Source organism: Leptolyngbya sp. BL0902, from assembly GCF_016403105.1.
Taxonomy (GTDB): Bacteria; Cyanobacteriota; Cyanobacteriia; order Phormidesmidales; family Phormidesmidaceae; genus Nodosilinea.
In genome coordinates this window covers 1,690,079-1,702,317 of record NZ_CP046155.1, presented here as the reverse complement: position 1 = coordinate 1,702,317, position 12,239 = coordinate 1,690,079, and the positions used below count along the sequence as shown (strand labels likewise).

Below are 12,239 nucleotides of genomic sequence, written 5' to 3'. Positions count from 1 at the left end.
TAGGAGATTGAAACCAAGGGCAACGTCAATAGTGTGAATAATCATGTAAGTGTGTCAACAATTGAGAAGCCGTCGCTAGAAAAAGCCAGAAAGTGGTGTGAGCGGCTAGGTTATCGCTGTCCTAAATCATGGGGGCAATAAAGTCCCAAAATCTCGTTCTAGGCTAAAGCCTGGGAGTGGGTCACAGAGCTTGATGGTTAAGAAAATATAATCTTTTCCTAGCTTCACTATAAAACGGAATGTCGTTGATTGTGACCGAGAATATGCTAGGCCACTGGATCTAATCTCGTGGTAAATGCGGAGATCTGAGGGGCTGTTATCCGCAGAAGAACGGAGTCATTGGTCTGGCTAGTTCGTAGGCGGGGGGACGTTTTTGATCGTTTTAGGTGAAGCCATGCAGCCCAATCAGGGGAATGAATACAGTGCATGGCTCTGCTGAAGTAATCCACCATCGCGGTGCTATCTCTCATTCATTTAGGGTGGTTTGGTGGGGTGATTTAAACCCTAGAATTTCTCTTCAATGAGTAAAGATATCGTGATTTCTACGGGTTCTCCATCGCGGTTTTCAGCATAATTCCCCAGTAGCGAGCCAACCTAAAAATTGAGACTTGGGAGGGGAGAAGGGCGATAGGATAGAGGATATCGCCACACCCCGGCCTGAGACGCTTGCCGTATGCGCCCCCATCCGCCAATGCCATCCCCCCAACAGGACAGTATGCCGATCCCTCCCCTGGTTGATGGAGATTCCTTGGCCCATCTGGTGAACATGGTTCCCGGTACACTCTACATTCTGGAGCAGGCTCTCCGGGGTACCTTCCAGGTTCCCTACATCAGCCCCCAAGTCCAGGAACTCTATGGCCTAGCGGCGGCGGATTTAGCCCAGGATGGACAGCGCTTCTTCGATACCATTCACCCGGCGGATCGGGCTGACTATCGAGCGGCCCTCGCCGCCAGCGCTACCCATCAGCAACCCTTTTGCCAGGAGTATCGCATTATTACCCCGGCGGGCCAGGAGAAATGGATACGCGCCCACGGCCAACCAGAGCTGCTGCCCCAGGGTGGGATGCGGTGGTGTGGCGTCATGATGGAAATTACCGAGCGTAAGCAGGTCGATCAGAATCAGCAATTGGCCAACCGCCGCCTGCGAGAGGCCCAGCGCATTGCCCAGATTGGCCACTGGGAGATGGATCTGTGGACGAACACGCTCCATTGGTCGGAGGAAATTTTTCGCATTTTTGAGATTGACGCTGAAAAATTTGGAGCCTCCTACGAAGCCTTTTTGCAGGCTATTCACCCGGAGGATCGGGCCGCTGTCCATGCCGCGTACAGTCGCCACCTGTGGGACAGAAAGCCCTACAAAGTGGTGCACCGCCTGCGGTTGCCCGATGGCCGCATTAAGTATGTGCAGGAGCAGTGCGAAACCCTCTACAACGATGACGGCAATCCCTACCTATCCCAGGGCACCGTGCAGGATGTGACGGAGCTGAAGCAGGTGGAAATGGCCCTGGCAGAACTGAACGCCGACCTAGAGCGTCGCGTGGCCGAGCGCACCCTGGCCCTCCACCAGAGTGAACTCCGCTACCGCCAAATCATCGAAACCGCCAGCGAGGGGGTGTGGATTTTGGATGCCGAGGCCCGCCATGTTTTGGCGAATCCTACCCTGCTGGCCCTGCTGGGGCAAACCGCCGAGGCCATCGTCGGCACCTCTTGGCTCGATTACATCGAGGTGACGTTTCATCCCCAGGTGGAGGCCCTGATTCAACGGTGCGCAGCGGGGCAGGCCGCACTGGATGAACTGCCGCTGCGGCGTCGGGATGGTTCCACGCTGTGGGTGCTGGTGTCCATCAGCCCCATTGTGAATGACCAGGGCCAGTACGACGGCCTCCTAGCTATGGTGACAGACATCACCGAACGCCGCCTAGTGGAGGAGGCCATCCACCAGGAAAACACCTTCCGCCGCCTGATTCTGGATCACCTCACGGAAGGAATTTGTGTTTGTCAGGCTTGCCCTGGGTTCCCCTTTGTGCGCTTTTCGGTGTGGAATCCGCAAATGGAGGTGATTACGGGCTACAGCCAGGACGAAATTAACCACCTTGGCTGGTACCAAACCCTGTATCCCGACTCCGAAGCGCGGCAGCGAGCCATGGAACGCATGGACGCGATGCACCAGGGCCAGAACTCGGTGGCTGAGGAGTGGAACATTCGCCACCGGGACGGCTTGTATCGCATCGTCACCATTACCACCACGCTGCTGGTGGATGCCCAAGGCCGCAAGAACGTCCTCGCTGTTATCCAAGACATCACAGAACGAAAGCAGACCGAAGGACGCATTCAACAACAAATTCAACAGGAGGCGCTGTTGCGGGAAATTACCCAACACATTCGCCAATCCCTGGATCTTCAGGTAATTTTTGACACCGCCTGTCGCGAAATTCGTCAGGTGTTCCAGGCCGACCGGGTGGGCATTTTCCGCTTCGACCCAGCATCCGGCTACGACGATGGAACCTTTGTGGCGGAGGCCGTTTTGCCGGGGCTACCCTCGGTGTTGGCTATTCCCGTCCATGACCACTGCTTTGGTGAGCACCACGCGCCGGAATACATCCAAGGACGATACTGCGCCATGGAGGACATCACCGTTCTGAAAGACTGCCATCAATCGGTGTTGTCTCAGTTTCAGGTGCGGGCTAACCTGGTGCTGCCGCTGATCTGCGGGGATGATCTGTGGGGGCTGCTCTGCATTCACCAGTGTCACCACAGCCGCCATTGGGATACTGACGAAATTGGTCTGGGTCAGCAGTTGTCCGCCCAGTTGGCCATCGCCATCCAGCAGGCCACCCTCTACGATCAGCTCCAGCGAGAACTGGCGGAGCGACAGCAAACCCAGGCCCAACTGACCCAGGCCAACCAAGAACTGGCCCAATCTAACCAAGAACTAGCCCGCGCCACCCGTCTCAAGGACGAGTTTTTGGCCAACATGAGCCACGAACTGCGGACTCCCCTCAACGCCATCATGGGCATGACCGAGGGGATGCAGGAGGAGGTGTTTGGCCCCATCACCCCAGAGCAGATCAAGGCGCTACAAACTGTAGAGCGGAGCGCGTCCCACCTGCTCTCGCTGATTAATGACATTTTGGATGTCGCTAAGATTGAATCTGGCCAGATTGAGCTAGATTTGGCCTCGGTTCCGGTGGCTCCGTTGTGCTCCTCCACCCTGGCCTTTGTCAAACAGCAGGCGCTAAAGAAGCAAATTCACCTGGAAGCGCACATTCCCTCACAGCTACCCAACCTGTGGGTGGATGAACGGCGGGTGCGCCAAGCCCTGCTTAACCTGCTGACCAATGCGGTCAAATTTACCCCCATCCAGGGCCGCATCTCCCTGACGGTGACGCTCCTCCCCCCCGCTGATCCTGGGGTTGATGCTCCCCGTCCCCCATCGCCCTCGGTTGCCCTACCCTTCGGCGATGCAACGGCCCACTCTCCGTCCTTTCTCCGCTTTGCCATCACCGATACTGGCATCGGCATTGCCCCAGAAAATATTCAGCGCCTGTTTCGCCCCTTTGTGCAGATTGACAGCGCCCTCAACCGTCAATACACCGGGACGGGCCTAGGGCTCACCCTGGTCAAACAAATTGTGGAACTCCATGGTGGCCAGGTGAACCTGACCAGCGAATTAGGGGTGGGCAGTTGCTTCAGTATCGATCTTCCCTGCGACGCCTTTAGCCTATCCAACCTCCACTTGACAGAGCCAGAAGCCGACCGCCCCAACAGCAGCGCCCCTGCCGCCGATCCTGGCTCTGCCCCAGTCATCCTTTTGGCGGAGGACAATGAAGCGAATATCAGCACCATCGCCAGCTACCTGCGGGCCAAGGGCTATGCCCTACGCTTTGCCTACGATGGCCAGCAAGCCATCGACCAAGCCCAGGCTAACCCACCCGATCTGATCCTGATGGATATTCAAATGCCCCGTGTAGACGGCCTCACAGCCATCGGCCACCTGCGTCGCCTGCCCCAGTTTGAACACATCCCCATCATTGCCCTTACGGCCCTGACCATGGTCAATGACGAGGAGCGCTGCCTCGCCGCCGGGGCCAATGCCTACCTGGCCAAGCCCGTGCGCCTCAACCAACTGGCCACCATCATTCACAGCCTGCTGCATACGCGGCCTAGGTTATCCTAGATCTGCCAACCATCTTATTATTCCGGTAGTTCCCCATTGCCCCCGTGGCCTAAACCATTGCCCTAAAACGGCTGATTCAAAAATGCCCTAAAGCAGCCGCAAAATCAAAGGATAACGGAAGGTAGAGTTAGCGTTGGTAAGGCTATGAAAAATAGCCAAAATAGGCATGATAAAGTTCACAACGGCCAAAATAATCAGCAGCGGAATACCGATCAAAATCCAGGCGAGAAAACCTGCCACTGTCCACCAAAACCACATATTAATGTGAAAGTTGATCGCTTCCTTAGCGTTGTTTTTGATGACGGAATCGTTAGAGATCAGCAAAATCGCAATGGGGACGCCCACACTGAGAATTAGGGCATTGAAGAAAATAGAGCCGTGGCTGACGGCGGACAGAATTTTGCGGGTGCCGGGATCTTCCATTGATTGCATGGTTCAGGGTCTCCTAGGACAAAGCAATTTAACAGGAGGGGCTCCGTTCATCCAGAATTAGGAGCCTATGATCAGAGGTGAACTAGCGAGGGTCATTGGCCTCTTGTAATTCAGCCGTGGTAACGGTCAGGGTGAGGGGTCGTTCGCCCCGCTGAACTTTCAGTTGGAGGGTATCGCCGATGGAGGTATTTTCCACTTTCAATTGGAGGGCATCGGCGCTGCGAATGGTGTCGCCATCCACCTCTAGGATGACATCGCCTCGACGCAGGCCAGCTTCGGCGGCGGGGGTACCTTCAAGGACACGAATCACCAGCACCCCGTCAACTTCGGGTAGATAGATCCCAGAGTTGATATCGGCATTGTTACGCTGGGCCATATCCGGCGTGAGGTTAGCAATTTGCACACCAATATAGGGATGGGCAACCGCTTCCCCACGGGCGAGGCGGTCTTTAATCTCCTTCGCCTTGTTGATAGGGATAGCAAAACCAATGCCCATGGCATCGGCACGGATAGCGGTATTGATGCCGATGACTTCACCCTGTTGGTTGACGAGGGGGCCGCCGGAATTACCGGGGTTGATAGCGGCATCGGTTTGAATGAACTCTAGGCGCTTGCCGGGAATGCCCACGGAGTTGCTCGACCGCTTGAGGGTGCTGATGATGCCGAGGGTAACGGTGTTGTCGAGCCCTAGAGGGTTGCCCACGGCAATGGCCCAATCCCCCACCTGCACTTGGTCAGAGTCGCCTAGGGCTGCTACGGGCAGCAGATCGCCTTCGGTATCGTCGATTTTGACCACGGCCAAATCCGTGACCTCATCTACCCCTTCCACAATGGCCTCAAAGCTGCGGCCATCTTTGAGCGTGACCACCACTCGGTCGGCCCCGTTGACCACATGGGCGTTGGTGAGAATGTTGCCCGTCCGGTCAATAATAAACCCCGACCCCTGGCCCCGCAGGCGTTCTTCCTGGGGCTGGCGAGGGAACCCACCGAAGAAATCGCGCAGGAATGGATCGTCCATGAAGGGATCTGAGGACTGGCGGGTAATGGTTTTTTCGGTGTCAATGCGGACAACCGCTGGCCCCACCCGACGCACCGCCCCAGCCACAAAACTTTCGTTGCCGATGGCAGCGGTGGCGGCATTTTGGGCCTGAACAGGGGCGGCGGGTATGGCCACCAGGGTGATTAAGCTGGCCAACCCCACCAGCAGCCAGCGCTTGAGGGATTGCCATCGCCCTGGGATCAGCGGGGTTAGGTTTAAACGTCTTACACTCAAACGTTCCTGGTTCAACGGATCAAGCCCTTTTACGCACAACAGTGACGCAGAACGGTCGGCATAGCCGTGGTTTGCATTACCCAAAATTGTTCCACAAAGACCGAAACCTAGGGGGATGGGGATACCGAACCCCCGTCCTCGTGTTGGCCTGCCCATGACAGAGTCTCGACAATCGCCCCAGGTTAAGCCCCAGGGAGGCAGAACTAGGATGAGTCAGCGGTGTGAGGTGGCGGCAAGGCTCGTCGTGTGGGATTCGTGGCAGTCTCTCGCCTCAACAATCTCCGCAGGGGTTGCGTTGAGGTTTCTAGGCTAGGCTGGGTTCCGGTCGAGTACACTGTCGCCAGGACGAATGTAGATCCCTAATTTCATCCTCATGTTAAGGGTGCCTTCCGCCTGCCCACGACCCTCTGCATTCGGCATTTCCGCAGCCTTGACCACCTCAGCAGCCCCGCCATGGTTGACCCCTCCGTGCCGCCCCTTCGCCTCCAGTTGGATTTAGACCCCGACCAATCGGGCCTGCTAGAGGGGCTGGAAGCTTGGCTGCGGCTGGGGCTGCTGTCTGAGGCACAGGTGCTAGCCCTTGCCCAAGCCCAGCTCGCTTGTGCCCTGCCGCCCATATTCGACCAAGCCTCGGTGTCGCCAACCGCAAGCGCCGCCCTCGAAACCCCAACAGCGGCCACCCCTGCATCGCCCAGAGTGGCAGACTTTTTGCCGCCGGAGGTGGCCGAGGACGCGGCAGAAGAGGCCCTGTTTCGGACGCTACCGCCGCCGCCCTCCCGTTCTGGGAATGCGCCACCGAGCCCTCGACGCCCCATGCCGCCGAGGGAGCCGCCTGCTAGGTCGCCATCCAGAGGGCGAGATCCTTCACCTACTGGGGTTTGGCTCAACCGTTTGATGAGTGAGCTGAGCGTGGTGTGGCTGCTGGGGTTGGGGGTCTTTTTGGTGGTGTTGTCCTCGGCGGTGCTGGCGGCAACCCAGTGGGCGCGGTTCAATGCGGTGGGGCAATACCTGGTGCTGCTGGCCTATACCCTGGCCTTTTGGCTGGTGGGGTTGCTCTGTGGTCGGGGGGCCAATCTGCAACTTACCGCCAGAACCCTGGGCATGATAACCCTGCTGTTGGTACCCCTCAATTTTTGGGCGATGGATGGCCTGGGGGTGTGGGCCACCTCCGGCGGGTTGGGGCTGGGGCTGGTGGCCACGGGGGTTCTCTCCCTGGTGGCGATGCAAGAACTGCGGCAAAAGGGGGGATCGCGGCTTGAACAGGGCAATACCCTAGGGCTGGCCTACCTGCACACGGGCTGGAGTTTGGCGGGTAATCCGCTGCTGGCGGTGTATCTGAGCGTTTTGGGCAGTGCAGCGGTGACGTTGTACCGACAGCTTCATCTGGCCCCCCGCCCTCCAACTTTGGGAGAGTCCGCCCGTCCCGGTGTCTCTATGTCAGTAGGCTCCAAGGGCCAAAGATCCACCACGCCGCCCTCAACATTAGGCGATTCCGGGAGCCCACACCGTTCTATCGCCTTCCATTGGCCCACATTGACGATTGGGATTTCCTTGGGGCTGCTGTTGCTGCGGGCCATCACCCAGGTGCCGCCCTTTCAGTGGGGGCAATTTGGCCTTGCCTTTGGGATCTATGCCGCCACTTGGGTTTGGTTGGGGCAGCGCCATCTTTCCTCTGATCCAGTTGCTCAACATCCCCCAGATTCGTCGAATTCCCCCGATTCTCCCCTCCCCGCATCTCCCGATTCTTTCCTCTCCCCATCCCCCAATCCCCTCACCCGCTGGCCCATCCTCCTCGGTCGCCTGCTGCTGCTCTGGAGTTGGCTGCTGACCATCTCCGACTGGCTGGCCCAAGCCTTTGGCATTAGCGCCCTGGGGCTGGGGTTGCGGCTTCAGGCGTTGCAGCGGTTGGGCAAACGGCGGGATTTGCTGATGGCCTATGCCATTGCGGTGCAGCTTGGCTTTGTGGGTTGGGAATTGCTGCCCGTTGATCTGCGACAGGCGATGGTGGGAACCCTGACCACTAGGTTAGTGGCGGTCTGGTGGCCCCCGACCCTGCTGGGGATTTCGCTGTTTCCCTACGTGGTGGCGATGGTGGCCTTGGGAGACTGGTATTACCGTCGCAATCGGCCCCAGTTGGGCGGCTTCAGCGATGGCATCGCCCTAGGAAGCAACCTCTTGCTGACCCTGGTGAGCATACCCGTTGGGCGGGTGCTGGTGGTGAATTTGATCGCCTCCACCGTTACCGCCTATGTGCTGGCCGGACGACGACGCCCCCAGGGTTGGATCCTGCTCAGTTACGGTCTCACCATTGCCACCATTCTCGTTACCCTCGGCCAACGCTGGCCCCAGTGGCCCCTCACCCATTGGCTGGCGGTGGTAACGGCGATGGCGGTCACGGCCATTCTCGGCAGCAAAGTCCTTCCCAACCTGTGGGGCAAAAGCGCCTGGATGTACGGAATCGGGCTTTCTGCCGCCACCTACGGGCTGCTGTGGTGGCACCTAGTGAACGATACCGTCCGCCTGCAAAGCCCCTGGACGCTAGTGGGGCTAGCCATTCCCGTCGCCTTGACCCTGGTGGGCCGTACGGAGGCTAGTGTGCCTTTCACCCCCCTAGCGCTGATCTTTACCCTAGGGATGCCCCAAACCCGGCTGATTGGCTTCGCCACCGCCACCGTCCTCTCGGCCACCCACAGCGCCACCCTGCGCCGTCCTCCTATCCCCTTCCTCACCGTTACCTACGGCCTGGGCCTCATCGTCGCCCTGGTTGACCGCAGTATTCCCTTCTTCTCTCGCCACTGGATCAATTGGTACGGCCTCACCGCCGCCCTTGTCCTCCTCCTCTGGGCCACCTGGCGCATCCTCCCCGACTCCCGACCCCCCACTCCCGACTCCCGACTCCCGACCCCCCACTCCCCACTCCCCTCCCTCTACCGCACCGCCTGCGACCAATGGGGCCACATTCTCGCCCTCGGTACCCTCACGGTGATGACCCTCTATCCCCACTGGGTGATAACGGGCTGGATAATTCCGGATGCACCGCCCCAAATCATGCTCGTCCTGGCTGTTCTAGTGATTCTGCTAGCCCTAGCCCTGCGCTATTGGAGACAGGTGCAGCCGAAAACGGTTTACATCGCAGGCTGGGCCGTGCAGCTTGGGGTGGCAGAGGCGATGGTTTGGCGGTGGGGCAGTCCTCTAGCGCTGGCGGTGCCCACCTTGGGCCTAGGGGCTATCTCCCTGGGCTTGGCCACGGGGCTGGCGCGGATGCGTTCGCCGTTGGCGGTTCCCCTACAGCGGTTAACCCTGGCCTATGCCGGGTTGGCGCTGGTGCTGAGGAGCTACACCGCCACGGCCTGGACGGGCTGGCTGGTGGTGGGCGCTTCCTTGCTGATTTTAGAAATGGGCCGACGGGGGCGGCAACCCCTGGCCCGCTGGCTGGGGCTGATGGGGCTGTCAGTGGGGTGGTATGAGCTGGTGCTGTACCAAATGCTCCAGGCTCCGGCGGGGGCCGTGGCCGATGGGTTGATCGTGCTGGCAGGGGTGGCGGCGCTGATTATGGCGGTCTATCGGTTGACGGCGGCGCGGCTTCAGCGGTGGGATTTGCCCCAGGAGGAACTGATCTGGGCAGCGCACCTGCACTGGCTCACGGGCTCTGGGCTGATGCTGGGGGCCGGATTCGGGCTGATGGCGGCGGGAGAAACGACCTCCCTGGCGGGGGTGGGGGTAGCCGTGGCGGCAACGCTGGTGATCTACGCCCTGGGGCAAGGGCGCTGGGGGGAGCAAGCGGATCTCAAATCGGCCTGGGTCTATGGCGGGCTGGTTGAACTGGTAGGCTGGTTTACGCTGGTGCGGCTGGCGGCTCCGGGGCTGGCGGTGCTGGATAGTTGGTGGGGCGTGGTGGCCTGTGCCGTGGCGGTGCCGATTTACTGGATTCCTTGGTCTACTTGGGGGTGGCCCCAGCGGCCCTGGCGAGTGATGGCGGTGATCGTGCCCCTGACCATCACGCTGCTGACCCAGGGCGCATACCATGTGCCAACCCTGTGGGTGTTGGTGGGTTTCTATGGCTGGCTGGCATGGCACAGCGGCAAGGTGCGGGTGTCTTACCTGTCAGCGGGGCTGGCGGTGTGGGCGGTGGGCCTCTGGCTCAACCAACGCGCCATCCAAGACCCGGTGCTGATGCTTCTCCCCCTCAGCCTCGCCCTACTCTACATCGCCCAGGTTGACCCAACCCTGAAAGTCGAAACAGGCAAAACCGTACGACACTGGCTGCGGGTGGCGGCGATCAGCTTGGTGCTGGTCACGGCTTTGGTCTCAACTCGGTGGACGGGCTGGCCCGTGGGTGCGCTGAGCCTGGGCCTCTTGTCGGCAGGATTATTCCTGCGGATTCGTGCCTTTCTCTACGTGGGCACCCTGGTCTTTGCCCTCAACGCCCTCAATCAACTGGTGCTGCTGAATGCGGTCTATCCTCTGATGAAGTGGGTGCTGGGCATTGCGGTGGGGGTGGCCCTCATCTGGGTCGCGGCCGACTTCGAGCGTCGCCGTTCCCAATGGCTGCAAATCACCCAAACCTGGCTAGATAATTTAGACGGCTGGCAGTAGCCGACTCCACCTCGACCATCCCCAAGTTTGATCTAGGGCATTCTCCGCAGATTTTTCCCTTGCGAAGGCCGGAGAAAAGCTAGATTCCTGGGGCAACGGTGCCCATCAGGGCGCGGGCGATTTGAGGCAATTATCGCAGTGGCCGCAGCGGGTTAGGTACTGGGCCTCGGTACGAAAGCCAAAGGCCACCAGTAGCGACTGCCAGCGGCACTGACGGCTGTGCAAAAATCGGTGCATGGCTTGGCTAGGGCTGGTGGTGTTGGCCGTGGATCGGGCGGCGGCAGGTTGCAACTGATAGCGAAAGGGATCGAGCCACCACAGTTGTCCCTGGCTGTGTAGCCACGAGAGCGAAATCGCACCATGGGGAAAGGCTTGGCTCACCTCCCGGACGTCTCCGGTAGCTGGAATTTGACGGACGAGCTGCTGGGCCTTGTGCTGCAACCGTTGGGTTTGGGTTTCAAAAAACTTGGCCCGCTGACGGTCGCTGTTATCCAGCCAGCCCGTTGGCTCACTGACCAAACTGAGGGCCACCGCTGCTTCGCCATCCCGTCCGGCGCGGCCCACCTCCTGCACATACTCGGTAATGGTGCAGGGGGTTTGGTAGTGCAACACCCAGCGGGTGTTGGGCTTGTTCACCCCCATGCCAAAGGCGGAGGTGCAGACCACAAACTGAAGGTCGTCGGCCATCCAGGCGGCTTCGGTGCGGCGGCGATCCTGTCCGGTCAATCCGGCGTGGTAGGGAGCGGTGCGATAGCCTTGGGCCTGCAAATTCTGGGCCAGGGTTTCGCTGTCTTGGCGAGTGCGGACATAGACCAAGCCCGCTCGGTGGGTCTGTTGCCGGAGAAAGTGTTCCATCGCCCGCTGCCGCTGGCCGGAACTGATCACCGTCTTCACCGCCAAATGCAGGTTGGCCCGATGGGGATTGAGGCGCACCATCTGGGGGTGTTGCAACTGCAAGACGTCCCGCAGCACCCGCTGGGCCTGGGGGTCGGCGGTGGCGGTAAAGGCGGCGATGGGCAAAGTACTGCCGGGGGGACGCACCGCCAGCAGGGCTTGGCGCACCGCCCCCAACCGTCGGTAGGCGGGCCGGAAGGTCTCGCCCCACTGCACAAGGCAATGGGCTTCGTCCAAAATTAGGCCGTTGAGTTGCAGGGTGGGGGCACACAGCCGCTCCCACACGGGCGGGCTGAGCAGGGTTTCGGGAGACAAATAGAGCAGCCGCAACCGCTGCTGTTCCAGATCTTGCAAAATGCGGCGGCGCTGGTGGGGCGGCATCTGGCTGTGGAGGGTGGCCGCCGGGAGCTGCCTATCGCGCAGTTCTTGCACCTGGTTTTCCATTAGCGCCAGCAGGGGCGATACCACCAAGGTCAGCCCCGATTGCAGCAGGGCCGGAAGCTGAAAGCACAGCGACTTACCTCCCCCCGTGGGCAACACCACCAGCACATCGCGGCGGTCGAGGAGGGATCGAATGATGTCGTCCTGGGGCGGTCGAAACTGGCTGTAGCCCCAGTGGCGCTGAAAGGTTTGTAGAACCTGATCCCAGGTAATGCTGGTGCTTGTGGTCATGGCAAGGCCCCCAATAGAATCCCCAACGGTGGGATGATTCCAAGGTGCCCAGGGCCTCTTCAAGGGCCACTTTGGATGGCCAAACCTACAAGAAAAGGCGGATACTCTTGGCATCCGCCCGTTGGAGATTTTGAGAATCAGGGAGAGCCTAGCCTCTGAAACTAGGCTCATCTGGCCAATCAAGACCTATGAGAG

The 12,239-nt window shown here is 59.8% G+C and carries 5 protein-coding genes; 2 read left to right on the top strand and 3 right to left on the bottom strand.

Annotated features, from left to right (window positions below; translation table 11 throughout):
* The first annotated feature begins 715 nt into the window (after nt 1-715).
* Nucleotides 716-4,177, top strand: a complete 3,462-nt coding sequence (locus GFS31_RS07655; protein WP_198807598.1) for a PAS domain S-box protein — start codon at nt 716-718, stop codon at nt 4,175-4,177.
* 87 nt (nt 4,178-4,264) lie between these two features.
* On the opposite strand, the gene GFS31_RS07650 is transcribed toward GFS31_RS07655, so the two are convergent.
* Both GFS31_RS07650 and GFS31_RS07645 read right to left on the bottom strand, forming a co-directional pair.
* Nucleotides 4,265-4,609, bottom strand: coding sequence for a DUF4870 domain-containing protein (locus GFS31_RS07650; RefSeq protein WP_198807597.1), 345 nt, complete (start codon nt 4,607-4,609; stop codon nt 4,265-4,267).
* 82 nt (nt 4,610-4,691) lie between these two features.
* Nucleotides 4,692-5,882: an HhoA/HhoB/HtrA family serine endopeptidase gene (locus tag GFS31_RS07645; protein WP_198807596.1), complete on the bottom strand. Its 1,191-nt coding sequence runs from the start codon at nt 5,880-5,882 to the stop codon at nt 4,692-4,694.
* A gap of 453 nt (nt 5,883-6,335) precedes the next feature.
* Between GFS31_RS07645 and GFS31_RS07640 the strand changes: the two genes are divergently transcribed.
* A complete protein-coding gene (locus tag GFS31_RS07640; protein ID WP_198807595.1) occupies nt 6,336-10,478 on the top strand; it encodes a hypothetical protein in 4,143 nt (1,380 codons plus the stop codon).
* A gap of 105 nt (nt 10,479-10,583) precedes the next feature.
* On the opposite strand, the gene GFS31_RS07635 is transcribed toward GFS31_RS07640, so the two are convergent.
* Nucleotides 10,584-12,044, bottom strand: coding sequence for a RecQ family ATP-dependent DNA helicase (locus GFS31_RS07635; protein ID WP_198807594.1), 1,461 nt, complete (start codon nt 12,042-12,044; stop codon nt 10,584-10,586).
* Between the last annotated feature and the right edge of the window lie 195 nt (nt 12,045-12,239).